Below are 24,387 nucleotides of genomic sequence, written 5' to 3' on the forward strand. Positions count from 1 at the left end.
CTTCGCTGTGTTTATTTCGAATAGGGCGGCGGTTCGTTGAGCACGGCCCAGAACACGCCCAGGTCGCTGATGGCCGCCATGAAGTCGTCGAACTCCACGGGCTTCACCACGTACGCGTTCACGCCCAGGTCGTAACTGCGCAGCAGGTCTTTCTCTTCACGCGACGACGTGAGCATCACGACGGGAATGCGCTTCAGGTTCTCGTCGGCGCGCACGATCTTCAGCACCTCGTGGCCGTCTATCTTCGGCAGCTTCTTGTCGAGCAGGATGACGGCGGGGTTCTCTTCGGCGCGCTCCGACCACTGGCCTTCGCGGCGCAGATAGTCGAGCGCTTCCACGCCGTCGCGCACCGACACCACCGGGTTCGCGAGCCGCACTTTCTCCAGCGCGATGAGCGTGAGTTCGATGTCGTTGGGGTTGTCTTCTACGAGCAGGATGGGTCTGAGCACAGCTACTCCTTGGGTGCATCGGTTTGGCGGACGTTGCGAAACGGCTGCGTGCCGGGCGTGATGGCGGCGAGCCGCGCGACGGCCGCCGCGGCCGTTTCGCCCGCGGAATGCGGCGGCACCGCGGCGGCGCGCGGCAAGGCCAGGTAGACCGTGGCGCCGCGATCCGGCTCGCCCGTGGCCCACGCCTTGCCGCCATGCCGCTCGACAATGCGCCTCACGCTTGCCAGGCCAATGCCGGTGCCTTCGAAGTCTTCGTAGCGGTGCAGGCGCTGGAACACGCCGAACAGCTTGTCGACGTAGCGCGGATCGAAGCCCACGCCGTTGTCGCGCACGTAGATCACTTCGTAGCCCGCAAGCGGCGGACCGTTTTCGTGGCGGCGCTCGCGTTCTTCGTCGAAGGCTTCGCCCGGCTCGTGCGCGATTTCGATGACCGCAGGGTTGTCCGCGCGGGTGTGGTGGCGCGTGAACTTCACGGCGTTGTCGAGCAGGTTGCGCAGCACCACGTGCATGAGCATGGGGTCCGCGGCAAGGGTGCACAGCTTGCCCACGTGCCATTCGATGGGACGCGCCGACTGTTCGCGCTGCTGCTCGGCCACGAGCTCGCGCACGAGTTCGTCGAGATTCACGCGCTGCACGCGCAGCGCGGCGCGGCCCATGTGCGAGAACGCGAGCATGTCGTCCACGAGCCGGCCGCCGAAGCGCGCCGAATCGACGATGCGTTCCACGAAATGGCGCCCGCGCTCCGAAAGGCGCCCGCCTTCCAGTTGACGCAGCAGGTCCGCGAAACCCGCGATGTGACGCAAGGGCGCACGCAGGTCGTGGGAGACGGTGTACGAGAAGCCCTCCAGTTCCTCGTTCGCACGGCCCAGTTCCACGGCCAGTTGCGCGATCTCTTCGGCACGGCGCAGCACGATGCCGAGCAGCGCCGCGCGAAACTCGCGTGCGATTTCGAGTTCGGCGTCGCGCCAGGGCTGCGAGCGTCCGCGCACGGTTTCGGTGTGCAGGCCGATGCGGTTTTCGTTCTGTGGACGGGTGCCGGCTGCGGATGGATGGGCGTCCGGATCGCCCGACCAGTGCAGCGTTTGCACGACCTCGGGCCGGAACCAGAGCACGTAATTGCGAAAGAGCTTCGAGATGGGCACCGCGAGCATGCCCGCGACACCGGGCAGCGCGGGCGCGCCCGTGGCCGCGGCGAGCTGGTCGGTGGCGTAGGGCTCGCCGCTCTGGCGGTCGAGCCACGCGACGATCTGTTCGACGGCGGCCTCGTCCGGCGCATGGCCCACCGTCGCCACACGACCGTCGAAGACGATGGCCGCGCCCGTGGCGTCCGCAAGGCCGAGCAGGTCCGCGGCGTTCTCGCACAGCGCGGCCACGAAGTGCTCGCTGTTGGCCATTGCCGCGACGAGCCGCGACAGCCGCTCGCGCAGCCCGAGCCGGTATTGCGCCTCGGCGCGGTCTTCGCGCGCTTCGATCTGGAGCGAGAGCATCTGCGCGATGTGCTCGCACGCGGCGCGCACCTCGAACGGCGCGAGGCGCGGCGTGGCGTGATGACACGAGACGATGCCCCACAAGCGGCCACGCACGACGATGGCCATCGACATCGCCGCGCCGGAGCCGCGGTGCTTCATCTGCGCGACCTGCGCGGCCGGCGCGCTGCGCAGCGAAGCCCACGTGAGGTCAGTGGCGCGGCCCGTGTCCGGATGCAGCGACGGCACGAGCGGCACCGGCGCGTACGCGGCATCCGCCACCAGCTGGATGCGGTTTTGCAGATAGAGCGCGCGCGCTTCGGCCGGCAGTTCCGAGGCGGGGAAGCGCAGATCGAGCCAGGGCGCGTAGCCGGGCTCGCGGGCCTCGGCTATCACGTGGCCGTGGCCCGTGGCGTCGAAGCGGCGCACCAGCGTGCGGCCGAAACCGGTAATGCGCCGGATTTCCTCGACGGCGAGGTGCACGAGGTCCTCCACCCTGCCGGCGTCCTGCAGGCCGCGCAGGAACGTGCGCACGAGCGGATAGAGCGACGAGAACACGTCCGCCGTGCCCAACGCCGGCTCGAGTTCGACGAGCGCCACGCTGTCGTGCCGATGCGCGACGACGGCAAGCGGCGGGCGGGTGGTGGTCGCTTCGCGTGGGTCTGGGGCCGAGCTTGCGTGGCTCTGGGTTTGCGGTTGTGTTTGTGTTTGCGCTTGTGTCTGGGCTTGCGTTTGCATGGCCGCGCTGGACGAAGCGCTGCGCGGCGAGGCGCGTTGCACTTCGTCGTGGCCGATACCGATGGGCGGCGCCTTCACGCCGCTGGCCGGCCGCGGGTCCGCGATGGCGCCGACGAAGCGCGGCGTGCCGTCCGCGCCCGGCGTCGCGACAGCGCGCACGGCAGCCGAGGCCGCGGCTTCGCCGATCACGCGCGCAAGCGGCTCGCCGATCAGATCGGCGGCCGGTATGCCCGTGAGGTCCACGACGTTGGCGCTCGCCTGGCGGATGCGTCCGCGCTCGTCGAAGCTGAGCAGAAAGCCGTGCGGCTGGATGCTGCCCGGAAAGCGGAGGGCGGTCTGCTGCGCGGGCGCGTCGGTCGGAACGGGGCGCGTCATCTGCGGCCCGGCGCGCTCGGCCTGATCGTCCGCGCGCGATGCATGCAACGCTTGCGCGGACCGGGCGGTGAGGGCGTCGACGGGTGGCGTCATGCGGGCTCCGCGCGACAGAGATGAACCGGAACGCGGCGGATGCCTGCATCGGCGTCCGCTGTGCCGGCAAAGGCGGCAGCGGAGGCCGCAAGGCGGCGGGTCATGCGCGAGCCCGCCGCCTCACGCGAACTCTGTAATTCGTACATGCGTCACTCCCTGAAGAACCGCGGAAAGCGCGCGGTATGGGGCGCCGGGGGCGGGAGCGAGGCTCTTCGCGCGGGGCGGCCCAATGAGGCGCGAGCGGTCTGGGCAGTGCGTAGCAATCGGCGTGCCGCGGTGCCGTGGCGCCTCTGCATGCCACGGTCGCGTTGCGCGCTTTATGTCCCCCGCTTTACGTTCTCGACAGTCTCGCGATGCGGGCCACGATAGGCGGTGCCCAATACGAACGACGCCGTGAAGCGCCACGTGGCGAGCGCGATGAGCGCCGCCGCCGCGATTACGAGCGGCGTGAGCACGCGCCGCATGCGCAGCGAAGGCGGCGCCTCGTGAGCCCGAATCAGCGCCTCGGCCACGGCAAGGTTGGGCACGTAGAAGAACGCCATGAAGGCATCGAAGGGGCCGTCGAAGGTGCGCGAGTGATCGTCGATGCCGTGGGCCCGTTTCAGCCAGCGGCCGTCATCCATGCGATACAGCCACGCGCCCACCGCGAGTGCGACGAGGCGAATGGCCCAGGCGCGATGCTGGAGAAACTGCCGTGCCCGCGTGTACCTGAGCGTTTGCGCGGATGCCACCACCATGAGCACGCCATAGAGGCCGAAGCCGACGTTCATCGGCGTGCCGGCCACCGTGCCGCGCAACGCGATGTAAAGCGTTCCGCCCACGCCCGCGATGGCCGCCGCCGCGACGTAGACGCGTCCCGTCCAGCGATACAGCCGCGATGTGGTACCGCGCGGGCCGGTGATCAACTGCGCCGGACCCATGGCGAGCCGCATCGCCCCGGCGAGGAAGTGCGCGGCAATCGCCACGCTGCCCCAGCGCTCGCCGGGCACGTAGAGGCGCGGCAGTACCGCGTTCCAGTCGTCGAGCCGGCCTGCCGGAATCGCCCCGCCGTAATAGACCGCAATGAGATCGCAATGAGATCGCAATGTAGACGCCGAAGATCGCCATGCTCGCCCACGTGACGGCGACGAGCGCGCGCCGTCCGTAGCGAAGCGCGGCCGACGAACGCAGCAAAGCGCGCGCATCGAACGAGCCGGCAGTAGGCCGAGCAGTGGACGGAGACAGCGGCAGGTCGGGTTTCATGCGCCCGATTACAGGAACGCTCGGGAAAGGTCGCTGCGAAGGCCGCAGCGCGCCGTGCACGCGCTGCCGGGAATGTTCAATGCGGTGCGAAGGGCTCGTTCAATCGCCCACGAAGGGGGAGTGTCATGTTCGTCCACAACAAGCGTTTGCAGTACACCGTGCGAGTCGGGGAATGCGATCCCGGGCTCGCGAATCTGCTGCTCGAGCAGTTCGGCGGCCCGCAAGGCGAACTCGCCGCGGCCATGCGCTATTTCACGCAGGCGATCACCGAAGAAGATCCGGGCCGCAAGGACATGCTGTTCGACATCGCGACGGAAGAGTTGAGCCACCTCGAGATCATCGGCTCCATCGTTGCGATGCTGAATCGCGGCGCGAAGGGCGAACTGGCCGAGGCCGTGGACGCGCAGGCGGAGATGTACCGCAAGCTCAACGGCGCGGGCAACGACAGCCACGTGACGCAGGTGCTGTACGGCGCGGGCACGCCGCTCACGAACTCCGGCGGCGTGCCGTGGACGGCAGCGTATATCGACACCATCGGCGAGCCCACGGCGGACCTGCGCTCGAACATCGCGGCGGAGGCGCGCGCGAAGATCATCTACGAGCGGCTCATCAACGTGAGCGACGACCCGGGCGTGCGTGAGGCGCTCGGCTTTCTCATGACGCGCGAAGTCTCGCACCAGAAGTCGTTCGAGAAGGCGTTGTATTCGATCAGCCCGAACTTCCCGCCGGGCAAGCTGCCGCCGGTGAAGGAGTACGCCAGCAAGTACTTCAGGATGCAGGTGGGCGAGCCGCCCGTGCAGGGCCCGTGGAACGAGGGCCGCGGGCTCGAACTCGTGCCCGAGCCGCAGGTCGCGGTGGACGGCGGCGACGGACTGGCGAGCGGGAAACTCGACGGCAAGGAAGTCAAGGCCGTGGAGGCGATGAAGCAGCGTCTTGCATCGGACACCGCGTCGGACCCCGAGACCGGTGCCGAACTCGGCATGACAGGCATCGAGGGCGAGGAGAAGTAGGCCGCCTCAAATGCCTGCCTGTCGATGTTGTAAGCGCCGTGCCGCGCGATTGAAAAAGCTGTATCAGTGAGGCCGGCGTATGAAGTGGCCGCGGGTGCGTTGCAAGCCCGCGGCGTCTCGTTCAATGCGCCGCCGTGGCGGGCCGCTGCCGGAAGAACGTCATCCACGCAACGATAAAGAGCACCAGCGCAAGCGACGCCGTATAGCGGCTCAGCGCGAGTCCGCCGTGATCGACGGGCTTGTCGAGAAAGTCGCCCACCACGGCGCCGAGCGGCCGCGTGAGGATGAAGGCGCACCAGAACAGCAGCGTCTTCGAGATGCGGGTCCAGTAGTGCAGGATCGCGAGCACGAGCAGCAGCCCGCCGAACAGCGCGGCCGCGCCGCTGTAGCCGAAGCCCGCCGAGTCGGCGGTCCAGTCGCCGAGCGCGGTGCCGAGCGTCTGCGAAAACATGATGGTGATCCAGTAGAACACCTCGGCCTTCGGCGACGACACCGTGCTGACCGACACGGACCCTGTCGTGCGATACCACGCGAGCAGCGAGACGAGCACGAGCGCGAGCAGGATCGAACTGCCGCCCGCGTAGCCGATGCCGAGCGAGCGGTCCGCGAAGTCGGCGAGCGTCGTGCCGACGGTCGTGGTGGCGATGATGGTGAGCCAGTAGAGCGGCGCGTAGAACTGCTTGGCGCGAACCTGCGCCGTGACGGCGGCGATGAAGATGACCGCGAAGATCGCGGTGCCGATCAGATAGCCGAGATTCATCGACATCGAGACGGCGTCGCCGCCCGTTTCGCCGAGCGTCGTGGCGGCAATTTTCACGATCCAGAAGCCGAGCGTGACCTCGGGTACTTTGGTGACGGAGAGCGGTTGTTTCGTCATGCGCTGTTCCTTGTGTTCGGGATAGTGCTGTGAGTGCAAGCGGGCTCAAGAATATCCGCGGGCGCTTAAGAGAGTCTTAGCCTTGGCGATTTCGAGGCTTCGGAAACGACGAAGGCCGCATCGTCGTGCGGCCTTCGGCTTGTTGTTCGCTTGTTGTTTTGCTTGTTGTTCAGCTGTTATGGCTCGTCCGTGCCTCACGTGCTGCGTTGCTTCACATCACGCGCGTCGCGCCACACCCGGCAACACACACAGCAACTCGTACGCAAGGTTCGCACCCAGCAGCGCCGTGGTGCCGAACGGATCGTAGGGCGGCGCCACTTCCACCAGGTCGGCCCCCACGATATCGAGACCCCACGCGCCGCGCACGATCTCCAGCGCCTGTGGCACCGTGAGCCCCGCGATCTCGGGCGTGCCCGTGCCCGGCGCGTAGGCAGGGTCGATACCGTCGATGTCGAAGCTGACGTACACGGGGCCGCCGCCCACGCGTTCGCGCACCTCGTCCATGAGCGGGCTCAGCGAGCGGTTCCAGCATTCCTCGGCCTGCACCACGCGAAAGCCCTGCTCGCGGCACCAGTCGAAGTCTTCGGCCGCGTAGCCTGTGCCGCGCAGACCGATCTGCACCACGCGCTCGCAGTCAAGCAGTCCTTCTTCCACCGCGCGGCGAAACGGCGTGCCGTGCGCGATCTTCTCGCCGAACATGGTGTCGTTGACGTCGGCGTGGGCGTCGACGTGAATCAGGCCGACGCGGCCATGCCGGCGATGCATGGCGCGCAGGATGGGCAGCGCGATGGTGTGGTCGCCGCCCAGCGAAATGGGACGGCAGCCGTGAGCGAGGATCGCGTCGTAGGCCGCTTCGATGCGCGCGATGGAGTCATGCAGGTTGTACGGATTGGTCGCCACGTCGCCGATGTCGGCCACGCGCAGCGAGTCGAACGGCGCGGCGCGCGTCGCCATGTTGTAGGGCCGCAGCAGCACGGATTCGCTGCGGATCTGGCGCGGCCCGAAGCGCGCGCCTGTGCGGTTCGACGTGCCCAGATCGAACGGCACACCCACGAAACAGGCATCGAGCCCTTCGGCGCTTTCCGCGTGCGGCAGACGCATCATCGTGGCGATGCCGCCGAAGCGGGGCATCGCGTTGCCGCTCATGGGCTGGAAGTATTCGCTGGTCATCGCCGTTCCTCGTCGTTTGCGGGTGGATTGGTCTGTATTCATCCGTTTTGGCCTATCATGCCAATGGCCCTTTGCGGCAGTAGTGTGCGGCACCAAAATCGAAACTTGAATCGCTAAGTTCGAACGTTAACATTGATCAATCGGTATGTATTTTTTTGAAGGCAGGAACCTGACATGCTGGGCGCGCTGACCGACCTCGACCTGCGCCTGATACGCGTGTTCGTCGCCGTGGCCGATGCGGGCGGCGTGAGCGTCGCGCAGTCCACGCTCAACGTGAGCCAGCCCACCATCAGCACGCAGCTTTCCACGCTCGAAACGCGGCTCGGCTTCCGGCTCTGCGAGCGGGGCCGCGGCGGCTTTCGTCTCACGACGAAGGGCGAGCGCTTCTACGCGCTCGCGAAAAAGCTCTACGCGGCCGTGGACGAGTTCAGCAGCGAGGCGCGCCACATGGACAAACAACTGGTGGGCTCGCTCGATATCGGCTTGATCGGGCACACGCCCGTGAGCCATAACGCGCGCATCAGCGAAGCCATTGCGCTGTTCCGGCGGCGCGACGAGGCCGTGCGCTTCTCGATTTCGGTGCGGCCGCCGGGCGAACTCGAAGAGCGGTTGCTGGCGGCCGACGTGGACGTCGCCATCGGCTACTTCTGGCACCGCGTGCCTACGCTCGACTACACGCCGCTCTTCGAGGAGCGGCAGGTGGCCTACTGCGGGCGCGGGCATCCGCTGTATCGCCAGGCGGGGCGGCTCGATCCGTCGAAGGCTGCGGACTTCGAATGGGCGTGGCGCACGTATCCGTTGCCTGAGGTGCAGCTTTCCACGACGCCCGCGAAGGTGACGGCCCAGGCGGACAACATGGAAGCCGTCGCGCTGCTGATTCTTTCGGGGCACCACCTCGGGTATCTGCCGCAGCATTTCGCGGCGCCTTACGTGAAGCAGGGCCTGCTCGCGGCGCTGAACCCCGCCAAGCTGCGCTACGACGTGACGTTTCACATGGTCACGCAGCAGCGCAACCGCAGGGGCCCGATTGTCGAGGCGTTTCTCGAAGACATGCGGCGCGCGCATGGCGCGCCGCAAGCGTGAGCGACGACGATGCACCGCACGTTTTATTCGCCTCGCATAAATCCGCATGTTCCCGAGCGAACCCTGCGACGGCTCCGTCGCCGTCGGCCGTTCCAATGACGCCACGCGAACGGGCCGGCCCGGCGCCTACCCGTTCAATCCCTCCCGGCCGCCGCGGCCGCGTGACGCCGCCGTGCAGCGCCGGTTCAGTTCCGAGCGAATGAAGCGGTCCGCCAGCAGCCGGCGTGTTTCGAGCAGCCCGTAGCGGGTGCACAAGATGCCTTCGATGGCCTGCCAGTCGGCATAGCGTCCGCTGTCCGCCAGGCTGTAAGCCACGTGCCGTATCGTTTCGCGTCGTCCGGTCCTGAGCACGTCTGTCGTGGTCCTCACGATCTGCCCCCCCTCGGCTTGGACATGTGCAGTGATGCGCCGGTACGCGCCGCGCCGTCTGCGCGCGCCGCCGGCATGTCGATCTTTCAATATAGGACTGCGCCGGCGGATGCTGCAAGGCAGGGGTTTCGAGGCAGCAAGACGACAAGGCCCACCGCGCAGAACAGGGCGGCACAGGCGGGCACGGCGCCACGCCCGCCCACTGCATGCCCTGTGCTATGTTTGCGCCTTGCCCCACCTCTCTGCTGCTTTGTCCCCATGCCCATCATCAGCGAACTGTTCGTCTATCCGATCAAGTCGTGCGCGGGCGTTGCGCTGTCCCGTGCGCGCCTCGGCGAAACCGGCTTCGATTACGACCGCAGCTGGATGCTCGTCGATGCCGCGGGCGTGATGCTCACGCAGCGCGTTCATCCGCGGCTCGCGCTCGTGAAGCCCGTCTTCGGCGACGGCGTGCTCACCATCAGCGCGCCGGACCGCGCGCCGCTCATGACGCCGCTTTCCGCCGCCAATCTTGCGGACGATCTTGCCGGCGCGCCCACTGTCGCCGCGACCGTCTGGAAAGACACGGTGGAAGCGCTCGATACAGGCGCAGAAACCGCGGCATGGTTCAGCGACTTCCTCGGTTTTCCCGTGCGTCTGGTGCGCTTCGCGCCCTCGGCGCGCCGCGAGGTGAGCCGCAAGTGGACCGGCGAATTCGTTTCGACGACGCAATTCGCCGATGGTTATCCGCTGCTCGTGTTGGGTCAGGCGTCGCTGGACGATCTCAACGCGCGGCTCGCAACCAGGGGCGCGCCGCCCGTGCCCGTGAACCGCTTTCGTCCCAACGTGGTGGTGTCGGGGCTCGACCCTTATGAAGAAGATTACGTGGAGCGCCTCGAGATCGACGCGAGCGGTACAACCGTGGATGTGCGGCTCGTGAAGCTCTGCACGCGCTGCCCGATGCCCACCATCGACCAGCAAACCGGCGCACCCGACCCGGCCTGGCCGCACGAGCCGCTCGACACCATGCAGGCGTATCGCGCGAATCCGCGTTTCGACGGCGCGCTCACGTTCGGTAACAACGGCATCGTGGTGGCCGGCGCGGGCACGTGGCTCGAAGTGGGGATGACCGTGAACGCGGAACTGGGCTTCGACGCCTGAGTCTGCAAGCCGGCAGGCGGGCGGGGCGTTTTTGGCCTCATGGCGCCACCTCCACCTGCCGCGTGGCGCACATCGCATCACGCCGTGGCCGCCGCTTCCTGCAAGACCCAGTCGCGAAACAGCTGCATCGCGGGGGACAGGCGGCGCGACTTCAGCCACGTGAGCCAGTAGGCCCCCGCACGCAGTTCCGCCTCGAAGACGCGCACCAGCGTACCCGTTTGCAGTTCGTGCACGAACATGCGCGGCGGCGCGAGCGCCACGCCCGCGCCCTGAACCGCCGCCTCCACCATCAGCCGCGACGAATCGAAGACCGGGCCCTTGGCCGCGAGCGGCGCCACGCCCGCGGCCGCGAACCAGTTCGGCCATTCGTCGGTGCGATACGAACGCAGCAGCGTTTCGTTGGCGAGGTCGGCGGGCTTCTTGAGGCGCCTCGCAATGGCCGGCGCGCAGAGCACCGCGAGCGGGGCATCGAGCAGCAGCGTGTTGTGAGTGGCAGGCCAGCCGCCGTCGCCGAAGCGCACGGCGAAGTCGAGCCCTTCGGCCGCGAGGTCCACGAGGTTGTTGTGCGTGAGCAGACGCAACTCCACGAACGGATGCGTTTCGCGAAATGGCTTGAGCCGCGGAATCAGCCAGCCCACCGCGAACGTGCCCACCGCGCCCACCGTGAGCACCTGGCGGCGCCGGCCGCCTTCGAACTGCTTGAGCACGGTCTCGATGCGCCCGAACGATTCGCTGAGCACGGGCAGCAGGGCGAGCCCTTCGTCGGTGATCGCAAGGCCGCGCGGCAGGCGCTTGAAGAGCGCGCAGCCCAGCCGCGCTTCGAGCGTGCGCACCTGCTGGCTCACGGCGGCCTGGGTGACGTTGAGCTCCTGCGCCGCGCGCGTGAAGCTCAGATGCCGCGCCGACGACTCGAATGCCCGCAGCGCGTTGAGAGGAAGATGAAGACGCATGGTTGCCGAAGCCGATAGATTTTCTTTTGCGTGGCGGCAATTATCGTCGATTGTCGGCGGCTCGCAACGGGCCGATAGTGCTGTTCGTGCAGCACCCTCGCCCGACCATCACGACAAGAGACGACCCATCATGACCCATCGCCGTCATCGCGCTTACCGCCGAACCCTGTTGCTCGCCGCCGGCATGTTGCCGCTCGCGCTGACCTTGAAGACGCGAGCGCAGACCTCGCCGACCGCATCGCAGGATGCCTCCGTACGAGACGCGCTCGCCGCGCTGGAACGCACGTCGGGCGGACGTCTGGGCGTGTGCGCCATCGATACGGAAGGCGGCGGCAAGGCGCGCGCGATCGGCTATCGCGCCGACGAACGCTTTGCCGTTTGCAGCACCTTCAAGGTCGTTCTGGCCGCGGCCATTCTGGCGCGCAGCCTCGACGTGCCCGGCCTGATGCAAAGGCGCATCCGCTACACGAAGCAAGACCTCGCGCACTACTCGCCGGTTTCCTCGAAGCACGTGAGAGACGGCATGACAGTAGCGGAACTATGTCAGGCCGCGATCCAGTACAGCGACAATACTGCGGCGAACCAGCTCATGAAGGTGCTGGGCGGTCCGCAGGCCGTGACGGCCTACGCGCATGCCACAGGCAATACCGCCTTCCGGCTGGACCGCTGGGAGACCGAACTCAACACGGCCATCCCGGGCGACCTGCGCGACACGTCCACGCCGGCCGCCATGGCGCACACGCTGGAGACGCTCACCGTGGGACAGGCGCTGCCAGCGGCACAACGCGATCAGCTCGTGACATGGCTGCGCGGCAACACGACGGGCGCGCATCGCATTCGCGCGGGCGTTCCGGGGGATTGGGCCGTGGGCGACAAGACGGGTACCGGCGACTACGGCACCACCAACGATCTGGCCATTCTCTGGCCGCCCCGGCGTGCGCCCGTCATGCTGGCCGTCTACTTCACGCAGCGCGAGCCGAAGGCGAAGGCACGCGACGACGTGATCGCCGCGGCGGCGCGCATCGTGGCGGGGGCATTGGGATAGGGTGCGAGCAGGCGGCCGTCAAGCCGCCTGCATGATGCGGCGGAACGCGTTCGGCGCGACGCCGAGCGCGTCGCGAAAGCGATGGCTGAAGTGCGCCGCGTTCGCGTAGCCGCATTGCGCGGCCACCTCGGCGAGCGGCAGTGCGGTGTGGCGCAACAGCGCGCGTGCCCGTTCGATGCGCCGGCCGGCAATCCACGCATGCGGCGCTGCGCCGAACGAAAGGCGGAACATCCGCGCGAAATGGTATTCGGAGAGCGCGGCCTCGTTGGCCAGATCGCCCAGCGTGATGGGCTGCGTGAGATGCGCGTCGATGTACTCGCACAGGCGCCGCCGCACGGCCGGCGCGAGTCCGCCCTTCAACGCGAGGTCCGCGCGCGTGGCGCTCTGTCCGCGCAGCAGCAGGCTCAGCACTTCGTGCGCGGTTTCGTTGACGCGCAGCTTGCCGTCGGCGTCGTCCCAGTGTTCGTCGATCAGCATCCGGCATAGCGCCGCGATGCGTTCGTCCTCGAAATAGGTGCGGTCGGCGAGCGTGAGTTCGCGCGGTTCGCGGTCCAGTTCCTGCACCGCGCGGCGCGTGAAATGCTCGGGCAGGAAGTAGAGGTGCAGGAAGTGCATTTCGCCGCGCACCCACCACGAGGACTCGTGATCGCCCGGCAGCGCGCACAGGCGGCTCGGCGCGCCATAGCGGCCCGGCAGCTTGCGGCGCTCGGTGCGATAGCCGCCGTCCAGGTAGCACGACAGCGTGTGATGGCCCGGGTGGTCGTAGGCGGTTTCGACTTCGTCGGTGAAGCGTGACCATTCGGCGATGGCGAGCTGGTCCCCGAGCCACGCGAAGCGTTCGAGCTTCGCGTCCGTTTCGCTCAACGTGCGGCACACCGAATGCAGCCCGAACGGCATCTCGCCGGCTTCGCGCAGGCGGGCGAGGGAGTCGGGCGGGGCGTCGTTCGCGCAGGCAAGGATGGGGTCGCACATGGTCGCGCCAGTATAAGGCCGCGGGTTGCCGGGCGCCGGCGGGAGCCCGAAAAGACCGCAATTCTGGACAACGCGCGGATGGTGCGCGGCGGCACAGTGGGCGTTGCTGGGCAGCTTGCGTCCGCGGTTCGAGAGCGGCGCAGCAAAGACTCCTTCAAAACCAGGCCCAGGTTCGCTACTCACCCATGTTCATTGCGCCATGAATCTCTTTCTTTACGCCGTCACCGTGCTGATCTGGGGCACCACGTGGATCGCCATCAAATGGCAGCTCGGCGCGGTGCCGCCGCCTGTTTCCATTGCGTGGCGCTTCTGGCTCGCGGCCGCCGCGATGTTCCTGCTGCTGCGTCTCTTCAAGCGGCCCATGAAGCCGCCGCGCGGCGCGTGGCGCTTTCTCGTCGCCCAGGGCTTTGCGCTCTTCTGCATCAACTTTCTGTGCTTCTACTACGCCGAGCAGGCGGTGCCGAGCGGACTCGTGGCCGTGGTGTTCTCCACCGCGCCGCTGCTCAATTCGATCAACGGCCGGCTCTTCATGGGGCGGCCGCTCCAGCCGTCGGCCATTGCGGGCGCGGCGCTCGGCCTTGCCGGCATTGCGTGCCTGTTCCTGCAACAGATGGCGGGGCATGTCGGCGACCACGGCACGTGGCCAGGCCTTGCCATCGCGTTCCTCGGCACGATGTGCTTTTCCGCGGGCAATCTGCTGTCCAGCCGGATGCAGTCGATCGGGCTCAATCCGCTCGTCACCAACGGCTGGGCCATGCTGATCGGCGCGGCGGTGCTCACGCTCGGCAGCGCGCTGGCCGGCCTGCCGTTCACGGTGGAACTCACGCCGCGCTATCTCGGGGCGCTCGCGTATCTCGCGGTGCCGGGGTCGGTGATCGGTTTCACGGCGTACCTCACGCTCGTGGGGCGCATCGGCCCGGAGCGTGCCGCCTACTGCACGGTGCTGTTCCCGCTGGTCGCGCTGGCGGTCTCCACGGTGTTCGAGGGCTACCAGTGGTCGCCGCTTGCCGTGGTGGGCTTGCTGCTCGTGGTGGCCGGCAACCTCGTGGCGTTCGACGTCACGCGCCGCGTGTTCGTCCGGCGCGCCAGTTCATAGCCCCGCTGGATGGACGACGGCTGACGACGGAGCAATCGCGGCGGCCTGCCACGTGCTGGGCGTGCCGCGTTTTCCGTTGATGGCCGGGCCTTGTTCATGCTGTGTGCCGAAGAGTGAATCTGTAGCCGTCCGGGCTGGCGGGCGGCTTGCACGGCATCGCTTGGCGGCATCGGTGGGAAGCCTGTGGCGCGCCTTTTAGGGGCCGGAAGAAACTGCTGGGCCGAAGCGCGAGGGAATAAAGTACGTCGGCCGGGCGTTATTGCTGGCAGTGCCGCGTGCCGCTTGCGCGGTGACTGCGCGGTAAAACTGCACGGCGGGCTCCGTCCGCGCCGTCCTGATGTCCCGTTGCAGAACCTTCCCGCTTCCAGCCGAGCCACGATGAACACCAACACTCTACGGGCGCAGGCCGAACGCGCCCGCCCCGGGCCGTCGGCGCGCTACAGCCGCGTCGCCATCCTGCTTCACTGGGCCATTGCCGCAGGCATTCTCTGCAACGTGGCGCTGGCCTTGGCCGTCGATGCCTTGCCCGACGCCTGGGTGCGCCCCGTCATCGATACGCACAAGTCCATCGGCATCACCGTGCTGGGTCTCGTGCTCATGCGCATCTTGTGGCGCGCGTCGCACCGGCCGCCGCCGTTGCCGCTCGCGTTTCCCCGGGCGGAGCGCGTGGCGGCGCACGTGGCGCACGGGCTGCTCTACGCGATCATGCTGGGTTTGCCGCTCTCGGGCTGGTTCCACGACTCGGCCTGGAAGGACGCGGGCACGCACCCCATGACGCTGTTCCACCTCGTGCCGTGGCCGCGCGTCGGCTTCATCATGCATCTGGAGCCGCAGTTCAAGGAGCACATGCACGACGTGCTCGGCGCCATACACACGTGGTTCGGCTATGCGCTCTATCTGGTGCTGGCGCTGCACGTGGGCGGCGCGCTCAAGCATGAGCTGATCGATCGGCACTCCGTGCTGCGGCGGATGTGGCCATGAGTTCCGTGCCCGATCTGGCGGCGCTCGAAAGGCGCGAGCACGAGCGCGACGTCAGTTGCGACCTCAATCGCGACCTTAATGGGGCTCCCCGGCGCGCCCCCAGGCGCAACGCGAAGGGCCATTCGGCGAGCCCGGCCGCGGACCTGCACGCCCGGTCGCCGCGCTGCGCGTCGTCGGCTAACCAGCCGGCCCGCCCCGCGCCCCATACACTCAGCGACGCCTTCGCCCAGGCCTCGTCACGCGTCACGCCGCGCGGCACGCCGCTCGTGAGCGTGCTGATCCACGGCGGCGTGCTCGCGGTGTGGGTCGTGCTGTTCGCCCGCGCGTTTTTCCTGCACAACGTGGTGGCGTGGTCCGTGGGCATTGCCTACGTCGTGTACGACACGCTGCTGCTCGCCTTCGTCGCGTTCAAGACACTGCCGCTGATGAAGTCGCCGTCTTCGCAGGAACGCGGCACCGCAGCGCAAGCCGCGCAGCCCACGCTCGGTGTGATCGTGGCGGCCTGGAACGAGGCGTCGGTGCTGCCCGTCACGCTGAAGGCGCTGCTCGAACAGGACGCGCCGCCCGCGCAGATCGTGATTGCCGACGACGGCTCCACGGACGGCACCGCCGCGCTGCTCGCGGGCCGCTACGGTCTCGTGCCGCCGCCCGAAGGGCAGATCAGCGCGCCGAGCGTGCTGTTCCCCACGCTGCGCTGGCTGCGCCTGCCGCACGCGGGCAAGGCGCATGCGTTGAACGTGGCGATTGCCTCCGTCGATACCGACACCGTGCTCACCGTGGATGCCGACACGCGCCTGGCGGGTACCGCCTGCGCCGCGATGCGCGACGCCTTCGCGCGCGAGCCCGAACTCGTGGCGGCCACGGGCATCATCACGCCGATGTGCGCGCGCACGCTGACGGGCCGCTTTTTCCAGTGGTTTCAGACCTACGAGTACATCCGCAATTTCATTTCGCGCTTTGCGTGGATGCGGGCGGATAGCCTGCTGCTGGTGTCGGGCGCGTTCGCCTGCTTTCGTCGCGAGGCGCTCGTCGCGGTGGGCGGCTTCGACACGCAATGCCTCGTGGAAGACTACGAGCTGATTCACCGGCTGCGCCGCTACGCCGTGGAGCACGGCAAGACGTGGCGTGTGCGCGTGATCGGCACGGCCCACGCGCAGACCGACGCGCCCGGCTCGCTCGCCGCGTTCCTGCGCCAGCGGCGCCGCTGGTTCGCGGGCTTTCTCCAGACGCAGTACTGGAACCGCGACATGGCCGGCAACCGGCGCTATGGGGCGCTGGGGCTTCTGATGATGCCGGTGAAGGCCATCGATACGTTGCAGCCTATCTACGGCCTCACGGCGTTCGTGCTGCTGCTGATGTTCATTTACACGGGACGCATCGGTATTGCGCTTTCGGTGTCGGCGGTAATCGTCGCGAAGATCGTGGTGGATCTCGCGTTTCACGTGTGGTCGGTGCATCTGTACCGACGCTGGACGGGCGAGCGCCGCAGCTCGCATTTCGCGCTCGCGGTTCTCGCGGCGCTGGCCGAGCCGTTCAGCTTCCAGTTGCTGCGGCACACGGGCGCGGCGCTCGGCTGGCTGCATCTGCTGACGGCGCGCAAGAGCTGGGGCGTGCAGGAGCGAACGGGGCTGGTGGACGAAGCCCGCCGTTGAAGACCTGGAGGGCTGCGCCGCTCAGCGGCCGCGGCCCTTCGACGAGCCGGCCGTCCAATGCCAGCGGTCAAATGCGGCGCCCGCCGCAAACGCAACGCTCGCTTACGCGAGAATCTCCGAAAGGTGGCTCAGGCGCGAAGCCATTTCCGGGTCGCTCGGTTTTTCGAACACGTCGCAGAACGCAGCCGTGGCGGCCTGGGCGCTGTTCGTGTTCTTCACGGCCGCGATGGCGCCCGATTCCGAGGTCTCGAGTTCCTGCTTCAGATAGCCGTAATTGGCGGCCTGGCTCGACGGGTCGAGCCCGTGCTCGTGCGCGTAGTCGATGAGCCCTTGCTTGCGCGAGCCGCCCCATTGGGCGATGCCGTAGCCGTTGCCGTTGTCGTCGGCCATGTTCGAACTGGGCGCGCCGATCGCGCCGCCCTGGTTGATGCCCGAATTCATGCCGCCGCTCTCGTGCCACAGGTTGGCGACGATGCCGGCGGCCTGGTCGCGCGTCAGACCGAAGTCGTGCTGGAGGTTCGACACGTAGGCGTCGGCTGTCTGCTTGCTTTGCTCGGGCGTGAGTGCCGTGGTTTGTGGCGCGGTGCTGAGCGGAATGACCGAACCCGTCTGCTGCGGCGAGCCCGACTGCCCGTTCGGCGTGCCGCTGTTGCCCATGACCGGAGCGCTCGTTGTGCCGGTGGTGGCGGGCGTGGTGCCGCCGCTCGTGCCGCTTGCCGAGCCGAGGTTGAACGCCGGTGCCTGGAAGAAATTCGAGGCGCCCGAGCCGAAGCCGCCTCCACCGCCTCCCGTGTTGCCGCTGCCGGTATCGAAGTCGCCGTTCGCCGTGGCGACGCTGAGGTCGGCGAGCAGCTGTTCGATGTCTTGCATGATGCGCAGCTCGATGTCCGAGGCAGGCGGCGTGTTGCCGGCCTGCGCGTCGTCTACGGGCGTCTGCGTGCGGAGGTACTGACTGGTGATGGTGTTGCTCATGGTAGCGACCGGGTCGTGAGTAAGAACGGGAAGCCGGACAAACGCAAGCACGAACACGAACGACACGACAGCGCACAGGCGAGCACCGTCCGCCTGATGGCTTCAGGACACTTTATTCATGCGTCATGGCCGTGCCGTCAGGCGCGCGAAGCGGCGTGTCGCAAAGCGAACGCGAGCGTGCGGCGGGAGCGAACCGGGGTGCGGCGGCGAGAGAACGGAAGCGCCGCCGTCAGCGGCCGGCGGCGCAAAGCGGGGTGGGGTGGGTGGTTCTGTGGGGCGCGGCAGGTTAATCCCCGCCGCCGTACAGCGCGTTGATGCGGTCGAGCGTGCCGTCCTGCTTCGCGCGCAGGAAGTCCTGATAGACCTCGGCGCGTGTCTTCGCATGCGGTGCGCCGCTCGCGCTCATGCCGGGCAACTGGCCGCCCACGGCGTCGTTCGTCATGGCGGCGTTGTCGCCCTGGGTGGCCGCCGTGCTGGTGGCGTCGGTCTGTGCGTAAGCCTGAGCGGCGCCGAGTGCGAGCGCGGCTGCTGTGATCAGGAGTGAAAGCTTCATGATGTGCTCCATTCGCCGAAATGGGACCGGAGTGGATCGTCCCGATGCGATGCGTCGTGAAGTGGAACGCGATATGCCCGGGTTCGCGTGCGGCTTTGTGCAGATGAAACGACCGCGGTGGAGGCGGCGGTGGGCGCACGAAAGCGGCACGTGCAGGGTGAACCGCACGCAGGTGGGGGTTATTCCCGCTCGAAGCAGCTTATTTAATCGGGACTCGCGAGCGACCAGGCACGGCGCTCGTCAGTCTGCGTTGTTCGCCTCGCTGCGGTGCTGCGCGGCGAGCCGTTCCTGCTGACCCGGCGGCACCGGGTCGTAATGACTGAACTGGATACTGTAGTTGCCGTCGCCGCCCGCGATCGCGTTGAGCCGCGACTGATAGTCGTTGAGTTCCGCGAGCGGCACCTTGCCCGCCACCACGATCGCGTTGCCGCCCACGGTGCGCGTGCCGTGCACCTGGCCGCGACGCGCCGAGAGGTCGCCGATCACGTCGCCCATCGCGGCCTCGGGCGCCATCACTTCGATATCGACGATCGGTTCCAGCACGATGGGCTGCGCCTTCAGCACGGCCTCGATGAACGCCTTGCGGCCGGCCGTGGCGAAGGCCACTTCCTTCGAATCCACGGGATGGCTCTTGCCGTCGTAGACGGTGACGCGCACGTCCTGCATCGGAAAGCCCGCGAGCGGCCCGTTCTCGATCACCTGAAGAATGCCTTTTTCGACGGCTGGAATGAATTGCCCAGGAATGGCGCCGCCTTTCACGGCATCCACGAATTCGAAGCCCGCGCCGCGCGGCAGCGGCTCCACGCGCAGCATGACTTCGCCGAACTGGCCGGCGCCGCCGGTCTGCTTCTTGTGGCGGCAATGTCCCTCCGCCCTGCCGCCGATGGTTTCGCGCCACGCAATGCTGGGCGGGCGCGTGACGACTTCGAGTTTGTACTGCTCCGTGAGGCGCTCCAGCATGTAGCGCAGATGCAATTCGCCGAGGCCGCGCACCACGGTTTCGTTCGTGCCGGCAGGGTGATCGATCACGAGGCACGGGTCTTCGGCAGCGAGCTTTTGCAGGACTTCCCACAGGCGCTGTTCGTTGCCGCGCCGCGCGGGTTCGATGGCGAGTCCGTAGATAGGCTTGGGAAAATCGAGCGGCGTGAGATGGATGTTGCCGTCTTCGGGTGCGTCGTGCAGCACGGCATCGAAGCCGATCTCGTCCACCTTCGCCACGGCGCAGATGTCGCCGGGGCCGGCACGCTGGATGTCGGCGTGATCCTTGCCTTGCAGCATCAGCAGATGCGCCACCTTGAACGGCTGACGTCCCTCGCCGATATAGAGCTGGCTGTCGCGCGTCACGGTGCCCTGATGAATGCGGAACACCGCCATCTTGCCGATGTACGGGTCCATCACGATCTTGAAGACATGCGCGAGCACGTGCTTGTCGGGCACCGGTTCGGCATGCACGACTTCGACATGCCCTTCGATTTCGCGATAGAAGAGCGGCGGATTGCCTTCGGTGGGGTTCGGCAGCAAACGCACGAAGACGTCGAGCAGCGCGCCGATGCCCGCACCCGTGGCCGCCGACGTGAAGCACACGGGCACGAGATGCCCCTCGCGCAGCGCGCGCTCGAACGGCGCGTGCAACTGCTCGGGGCGAATGGCCTCGCCTTGCTCGAGATAAAGCTCCATGAGTTCCGGGTCGAGTTCGATCACCTGATCGATGAGCGCGTTGTGCGCCGCTTCCACCGAAAGAAAGTCCGCCTCGCCCGACGGATTGAAGAAGCAGTCCACCACGTCGCGGCCCTGTTGCGCGGGCAGATTGATGGGCAGGCACGTCTTGCCGAACGCTTCCTGAATCTCGGCGAAGAGACGCGGCAGGTCCACCTTCTCGGCGTCGATGCCGTTCACCACGATCATGCGGCACAGCTTGCGGTCTTCGGCGTACGCCATCATGCGGCGCGTGGTCATCTCGATGCCGGTGCGCGCGTTGATGACGATGGCCGCGGTCTCCACGGCGGGCAGGGCGCTGATCGAAAGGCCGGCGAAATCGGGATAGCCCGGCGTGTCGAGCAGATAGATGCGCGTGTCGTGATAGTGGAAGTGGGTGACGGCGGAGGAGAGGGAGTGGTGGTACTTGCGTTCGAGCGGATCGAAGTCGCACAGGGCGGTGCCGCGCTCCACGGTGCCTTGCGTATGCACTGCGCCGCCCTGAAACAGGAGGGCTTCCGCCAGCGATGTCTTTCCGCATCCTGCGTGCCCCACCAGAGCAATGGTGCGGATGGCTTCCGGGCTGTAGTGCATGGCCGCCCTCGTCCAGAGATGGAGGTGCGGCCATTATTGGCGAAAAAAGCGGGTACGGCTAGCTGGGTATGCCAGCGTTGCGGGCGGGGTGCATGACCGGATGCTCGACGTGCAGCCCTTACGCTGCAACGCAATAACGGCGCGCGAGCGCGCCCGCTATACGTTGCCGGCGAAGAGCGAGTCGTCGATCGACAACGCGCGCAAGGCCGCTTCGACGAGCGCGAGGTCGGCCTCGCGGCTGCTCGCCTGGATGTCGCGCAACGGCGAAACGTCGAGCGCGATGGCGCGGCAGTGCGGATAGTCGCGCACGCGCAGTGCCGGTGCGACCGTGGTGAAGAACGCGGTGGTGGGCACGTCGAAGCCGGCGGCGATGTGCACGGCCGCGGTGTCCGACGTGACGAGGTAGCGCGCGTGGGCGACCCAGGCGAGAAAGTGCGCGGTATCCGGCGACAGCGCGCTCACGTCGAGATAGCGAGGATGATCCACGGCGCCGAAGCCGAGCACGGGCAGATCGAACCGGCGCGCGAGCGCTTCGACGAGCCGTGCGTGCGCCGACGCCGGAATGCTGCGCACCGGCGTGCTCGCCGTGGGGCAGAACAGCACGTACGGCGTGCTTTGCCACGCGGCGGGCAGCGCGGGTAGTCGCAGCCGTTGCAGCCAGCGGTTGGCTTTGTGCGCGGCGGGAATGGTGGCCGCATCCACGCCGAGCGCTTCGAGAAAGAAGTCGATCATCGGCAGCTTCATGAACGCGGGCCAGAACAGATGATTGCCCACGTCGATGCGCGGCCCGTCGGCGGGCAGCGTCGCGAGCGGCCAGGGCAAGGGGCGAAAGTCGGCGATGGTGCCTTGCGCGAGGGCATAGAGCGCTTCGACATAGCGCGGCGCTTCGGCCGGGCGGTACACGGTGAAGCGCACCTGAGGATGCATATGCGCGATGGCCGCTATTGCCGTGAGCCCGATGATGGAGTCGCCGAGCGTCACGCCCATGCCGTTGATGATCTGCGCCGCATGCACCTGGCCGTAGTCGATGCGTAGCGGTTCGGCGAGCGCGCTGACAATGCCGTCCTGCGCGGTGAGTGCGCGTGCGCCTTCGATGTCGCGGCCCGTCACTTCGAAGTCGTACGACGCGACGATCTGCTGGTCTGCGCTCAGCAGCGAGCCGGGATGCGTGAGCGCTTCGTCGGGGCGCAACGTCGTCATGGTCCTTGCCCTTGCCCTCTCTCGGGCCCGTTTGTCGATCGAGGCGCATCGTACACGACTGCGTACGGCCACGCAGGCCGGTGCGCAATGCATGGCGATATGCGCCCCGCGCGACTCCTATGATGAATGCTTCACGGAACACCTACTCGAACGTTCAAACGTGTTCCATAGAAAACTGTGCCGGGGGCCAAAGTGGGAGCAAGGGGACGGGGTTCATCATGGGAGATGGGGGCTGACGCGTGCGAAGACCGCGGCGCGATCCTCCAGCAGTCGGTGCTGTTTCGCGACATGCCTCATGCGTTGGTGCGGCACGCGGCGACCCACGTGGTGGAGCGTCGCTTGAACGACGGGGAAGCGCTGTTTCTCAAGCACGATCCCGACGACTTCGTGGCGTTCGTCGTATCGGGCCGCGTGTATTCGGTGATGTACGGTCCCGACGGACGCGAGCTCATCATCAACAGCACGGAGCCCGGCGACGTGGTGGGCGAAACCGCGCTGGTCGAGTCGGGCGTGCGCGAATCGGCGGCGTTCGCGTGCGGACATACGCGCATTTTCATTCTGGGCCGGCGCCACTTTCCCGAACTCACGAAAGAGCCGCTCTTCGTGCAGCGTCTGCTCATGCTGTTGCGCTTGAAGCTGCGCGAAGCAGCGGCGTTCGTGGAATCCGTCTGCCTGTATCGGCTCGAATCGCGGCTTGCGCGTTATCTGGTCTCTGTGGTGGACCGCTGCGGGCGCGCCGAATACGGCGGCGTAGTCGTGCCGCTGCCGCCCAGCCAGAGCAGCCTCGCCGCCATGGTGAACGCGAGCCGCCCCAAGCTCAATGCGCAGTTGCAGACGTGGCGCCGCAACGGTCTTGTCACGTGGACGCAGGACAAGCTCTTGATCGTCGACGTCGATCAGTTGCGCTACATGGCTAACGTGGCCGGCGGCTGATGCGCTGCCGCTGATGCGGTGCCGTTGATGTGCTGCCGTTGATGCGGTGCCGTTGATGTGCAACGCGCGCCTTCGAAACGAAAGCGCCGAAGCGGTGTGCCGCTTCGGCGCGCTGTGAGCGAGTGGCGCCGGTGAGGCGCACTCGCGTGCCGGTCGCTCAGATCGCGCTGCCCGGAGGGTTCAGCGCGTTGAGGATCGTGAGGAGGCTCGTGAGGTTGTCGGCGACGCCCGTCTGCGCGACCTTTTCGGTGGCGCCCGCGGCAGCCGTCGTGTCGAGCGTGTAGACCTGCATCACGCCCTGGTTGGCCGCGGCCTGCGACAGCGTGTTCTGCTGCTGCTGCGACGACACCGAGTTCTCGAACAGGATGCCGGTTGAGTGGGCCATCGTCTGGTAGATCGAACCCATCGCCATGGCCGGGGCCTCGGCGACGACTTTCACGTTCGACTGCGTGACGGCGTCGGTGATCTGGTTATTGACGGAAGTGGGAAAGGCCATTGCTGTGCTCCTGAATCATGCGTTTCATGCGTTGAGGATGATGCCATGCGGCTCACGCGTGACGGCGGCGCGCGTTAGCGCTGACGGAACGCGTTGAGCACCGTGAGCAGGCTCGTGAGGTTGTCCGACACGCCCGTCTGCGCGACCTTTTCGGTGGCGCCCGCGGCGGCCGTCGTGTCGAGGCTGTAGATCTGCATCACGCCCTGGTTGGTGGCGGCCTGCGTGAGCGTGTTCTGCTGCTGCTGCGCGGACACGGCGTTCTCGAACAGGATGCCGGTGGAGTGCGCCATCGTTTGATAGATGGAACCCATCGCCATGGCGGGCGCTTCGCCGACCACCTTGACGTTGGACTGCGTGACGGCATCGGTGACCTGGTCGTTCACGGAAGTGGGAAAGGCCATGTTGAGACTCCTTGAGGTTGGTGCACGGCAGGCGCCGCGCTGGTTGCATGAACGTCCACCATGGGACTCTGTGAAGCTCTCAGGCCGCGGGCGGCGTGCCGGGTTGCGCGACGGTGTCGGCGTGGCCGGTGGCGTTGCCCGTGACGTTGCTCGCGGCTGCGCTTTGCGGCGCCGATGCGGGTTGCGTCGAGGCTTGCTGCGTGCCGTCCTGCTGCGTGCCCGCAGACGTTGTGTTCGCGTCGTGCAGTTGCGCGAGCGCGTTCGCGAGTTCGCGCTGCAAGGGGCCGAAGTTCTGCTGGAAGCAGCGCTCCACCTCGCTCTTCACGAGATTCGCGAGACGGTCCGCGATCTGCGGCAGCACGAGCTGCGCGGCGGGCGGCACGCCGCTGCCGGGAAGACTCAGCGCGGAGGGCCGCAGGTCGTTCAGCGAGCGCGCGCTCTCGACGATCTTCAGGATGGCGGCCTCTTCGCGCTCGTGGGCCTGCAACGCCTGCGCGGCCGTGCTCTGAAGTTTCTGCAGGATGTCGCGGATCACGTTTTCGGAGCGCTCGCGTCCTTCGGCGAGCGCCTGCGCGGCTTGAGCGCGGGCGTGATCGGCAGGGTCACTCGAGGTCGTGCCGGCGGGCGGCGGTGTCGTTGCCGGCGTTGTTGCAGGCGATTCGCCGTTCGCCCACGACTGCTGGAAGTTGTCGAGTTCGCGCGCCTCGGCGGGCGTCAGGCTGCGTTTGAGCCAGGCCTCCGCGAGACGGCGCAACGAGGAGGAGACCTGCGATTCGATGTCGCTCATGGGGTGTCCTTGTATCGTTCGTGAATGGTTGAATGCGGCGCGACGCGG

23 protein-coding genes are annotated in these 24,387 nt (G+C 67.4%); 8 read left to right on the top strand and 15 right to left on the bottom strand.

Going from position 1 to position 24,387, the window contains the following annotated elements:
- Positions 1-11: 11 nt before the first annotated feature.
- From U0042_RS06105 to U0042_RS06115, 3 genes are all read right to left on the bottom strand, one after another.
- Positions 12-449: a response regulator gene (locus U0042_RS06105; protein ID WP_114811669.1), complete on the bottom strand. Its 438-nt coding sequence runs from the start codon at positions 447-449 to the stop codon at positions 12-14.
- Between the two features lie 2 nt (positions 450-451).
- Positions 452-3,121 carry an ATP-binding protein gene (locus U0042_RS06110; RefSeq protein ID WP_114811679.1) on the bottom strand — a complete coding sequence of 890 codons (2,670 nt, stop codon included), beginning with the start codon at positions 3,119-3,121 and terminating at the stop codon, positions 452-454.
- A gap of 317 nt (positions 3,122-3,438) precedes the next feature.
- Positions 3,439-4,206 carry a DUF2306 domain-containing protein gene (locus U0042_RS06115; RefSeq protein ID WP_157977845.1) on the bottom strand — a complete coding sequence of 256 codons (768 nt, stop codon included), beginning with the start codon at positions 4,204-4,206 and terminating at the stop codon, positions 3,439-3,441.
- A gap of 282 nt (positions 4,207-4,488) precedes the next feature.
- Here U0042_RS06115 and U0042_RS06120 point away from each other — a divergent pair, with 282 nt between their 5' ends.
- Positions 4,489-5,373, top strand: coding sequence for a manganese catalase family protein (locus U0042_RS06120; protein WP_114811683.1), 885 nt, complete (start codon positions 4,489-4,491; stop codon positions 5,371-5,373).
- A 121-nt stretch (positions 5,374-5,494) separates the two neighbouring features.
- On the opposite strand, the gene U0042_RS06125 is transcribed toward U0042_RS06120, so the two are convergent.
- Together U0042_RS06125 and speB are read right to left on the bottom strand one after the other, a co-directional pair.
- Positions 5,495-6,250 carry a hypothetical protein gene (locus U0042_RS06125; RefSeq protein WP_114811685.1) on the bottom strand — a complete coding sequence of 252 codons (756 nt, stop codon included), beginning with the start codon at positions 6,248-6,250 and terminating at the stop codon, positions 5,495-5,497.
- A gap of 216 nt (positions 6,251-6,466) precedes the next feature.
- The gene (gene speB / locus U0042_RS06130; protein ID WP_114811687.1) at positions 6,467-7,420 is read right to left on the bottom strand and encodes an agmatinase; all 954 of its coding nucleotides are present in this window, start codon (positions 7,418-7,420) and stop codon (positions 6,467-6,469) included.
- Between the two features lie 174 nt (positions 7,421-7,594).
- Between speB and U0042_RS06135 the strand changes: the two genes are divergently transcribed.
- Positions 7,595-8,503, top strand: coding sequence for a LysR family transcriptional regulator (locus U0042_RS06135; protein ID WP_114811689.1), 909 nt, complete (start codon positions 7,595-7,597; stop codon positions 8,501-8,503).
- Positions 8,504-8,629: 126 nt separating this feature from the next.
- On the opposite strand, the gene U0042_RS06140 is transcribed toward U0042_RS06135, so the two are convergent.
- Positions 8,630-8,818: a hypothetical protein gene (locus tag U0042_RS06140; RefSeq protein WP_114811691.1), complete on the bottom strand. Its 189-nt coding sequence runs from the start codon at positions 8,816-8,818 to the stop codon at positions 8,630-8,632.
- Positions 8,819-9,130: 312 nt separating this feature from the next.
- Between U0042_RS06140 and U0042_RS06145 the strand changes: the two genes are divergently transcribed.
- The gene (locus tag U0042_RS06145) at positions 9,131-10,012 is read left to right on the top strand and encodes an MOSC domain-containing protein (protein WP_114811693.1); all 882 of its coding nucleotides are present in this window, start codon (positions 9,131-9,133) and stop codon (positions 10,010-10,012) included.
- A 77-nt stretch (positions 10,013-10,089) separates the two neighbouring features.
- Here U0042_RS06145 and U0042_RS06150 read toward each other — a convergent pair whose 3' ends face one another.
- A complete protein-coding gene (locus U0042_RS06150) occupies positions 10,090-10,962 on the bottom strand; it encodes a LysR family transcriptional regulator (protein WP_114811694.1) in 873 nt (290 codons plus the stop codon).
- A gap of 130 nt (positions 10,963-11,092) precedes the next feature.
- Here U0042_RS06150 and bla point away from each other — a divergent pair, with 130 nt between their 5' ends.
- Complete coding sequence (bla, locus tag U0042_RS06155) at positions 11,093-12,007, top strand: class A beta-lactamase (RefSeq protein ID WP_114811696.1); 915 nt, start codon at positions 11,093-11,095, stop codon at positions 12,005-12,007.
- Positions 12,008-12,025: 18 nt separating this feature from the next.
- On the opposite strand, the gene U0042_RS06160 is transcribed toward bla, so the two are convergent.
- On the bottom strand, positions 12,026-12,904 hold the full coding sequence (locus U0042_RS06160; RefSeq protein WP_114811993.1) for a helix-turn-helix domain-containing protein: 879 nt from the start codon (positions 12,902-12,904) through the stop codon (positions 12,026-12,028).
- A 274-nt stretch (positions 12,905-13,178) separates the two neighbouring features.
- Between U0042_RS06160 and U0042_RS06165 the strand changes: the two genes are divergently transcribed.
- The 3 genes from U0042_RS06165 to U0042_RS06175 all read left to right on the top strand — a co-directional run bounded on the left by U0042_RS06165 (position 13,179) and on the right by U0042_RS06175 (position 16,708).
- Positions 13,179-14,075 carry a DMT family transporter gene (locus U0042_RS06165; protein WP_114811698.1) on the top strand — a complete coding sequence of 299 codons (897 nt, stop codon included), beginning with the start codon at positions 13,179-13,181 and terminating at the stop codon, positions 14,073-14,075.
- A gap of 378 nt (positions 14,076-14,453) precedes the next feature.
- Positions 14,454-15,056, top strand: a complete 603-nt coding sequence (locus U0042_RS06170) for a cytochrome b (protein ID WP_114811700.1) — start codon at positions 14,454-14,456, stop codon at positions 15,054-15,056.
- Entirely contained in the window at positions 15,053-16,708 is a 1,656-nt protein-coding gene (locus U0042_RS06175) for a glycosyltransferase family 2 protein (RefSeq protein ID WP_232833426.1), read from the top strand. The genes U0042_RS06170 and U0042_RS06175 overlap by 4 nt, the downstream gene beginning before the upstream one ends.
- Positions 16,709-16,810: 102 nt before the next feature.
- Here U0042_RS06175 and U0042_RS06180 read toward each other — a convergent pair whose 3' ends face one another.
- The 4 genes from U0042_RS06180 to U0042_RS06195 all read right to left on the bottom strand — a co-directional run bounded on the left by U0042_RS06180 (position 16,811) and on the right by U0042_RS06195 (position 21,722).
- Positions 16,811-17,680: a phage tail tip lysozyme gene (locus U0042_RS06180; protein ID WP_114811704.1), complete on the bottom strand. Its 870-nt coding sequence runs from the start codon at positions 17,678-17,680 to the stop codon at positions 16,811-16,813.
- Between the two features lie 286 nt (positions 17,681-17,966).
- The gene (locus U0042_RS06185) at positions 17,967-18,233 is read right to left on the bottom strand and encodes a DUF4148 domain-containing protein (protein WP_157977846.1); all 267 of its coding nucleotides are present in this window, start codon (positions 18,231-18,233) and stop codon (positions 17,967-17,969) included.
- Positions 18,234-18,473: 240 nt separating this feature from the next.
- Complete coding sequence (gene fusA / locus U0042_RS06190; RefSeq protein ID WP_114811707.1) at positions 18,474-20,522, bottom strand: elongation factor G; 2,049 nt, start codon at positions 20,520-20,522, stop codon at positions 18,474-18,476.
- A gap of 156 nt (positions 20,523-20,678) precedes the next feature.
- Positions 20,679-21,722, bottom strand: a complete 1,044-nt coding sequence (locus U0042_RS06195; protein ID WP_114811709.1) for a glycosyltransferase family 9 protein — start codon at positions 21,720-21,722, stop codon at positions 20,679-20,681.
- Between the two features lie 225 nt (positions 21,723-21,947).
- Here U0042_RS06195 and U0042_RS06200 point away from each other — a divergent pair, with 225 nt between their 5' ends.
- Positions 21,948-22,655 (top strand): Crp/Fnr family transcriptional regulator, encoded by a 708-nt coding sequence (locus tag U0042_RS06200; protein ID WP_232833427.1) that lies wholly within the window; start codon positions 21,948-21,950, stop codon positions 22,653-22,655.
- Between the two features lie 157 nt (positions 22,656-22,812).
- Here the strand turns inward: U0042_RS06200 and U0042_RS06205 are convergent, their stop codons facing one another.
- The 3 genes from U0042_RS06205 to U0042_RS06215 all read right to left on the bottom strand — a co-directional run bounded on the left by U0042_RS06205 (position 22,813) and on the right by U0042_RS06215 (position 24,339).
- Positions 22,813-23,151: a RebB family R body protein gene (locus tag U0042_RS06205; RefSeq protein WP_017775295.1), complete on the bottom strand. Its 339-nt coding sequence runs from the start codon at positions 23,149-23,151 to the stop codon at positions 22,813-22,815.
- A gap of 74 nt (positions 23,152-23,225) precedes the next feature.
- Positions 23,226-23,552: a RebB family R body protein gene (locus tag U0042_RS06210; RefSeq protein ID WP_017775296.1), complete on the bottom strand. Its 327-nt coding sequence runs from the start codon at positions 23,550-23,552 to the stop codon at positions 23,226-23,228.
- Positions 23,553-23,631: 79 nt separating this feature from the next.
- On the bottom strand, positions 23,632-24,339 hold the full coding sequence (locus U0042_RS06215; protein WP_114811711.1) for a hypothetical protein: 708 nt from the start codon (positions 24,337-24,339) through the stop codon (positions 23,632-23,634).
- Positions 24,340-24,387: the final 48 nt, after the last annotated feature.

Origin of the sequence: Paraburkholderia kururiensis, from assembly GCF_034424375.1 — a bacterium.
GTDB classification, from domain to species: domain Bacteria; phylum Pseudomonadota; class Gammaproteobacteria; order Burkholderiales; family Burkholderiaceae; genus Paraburkholderia; species Paraburkholderia kururiensis_A.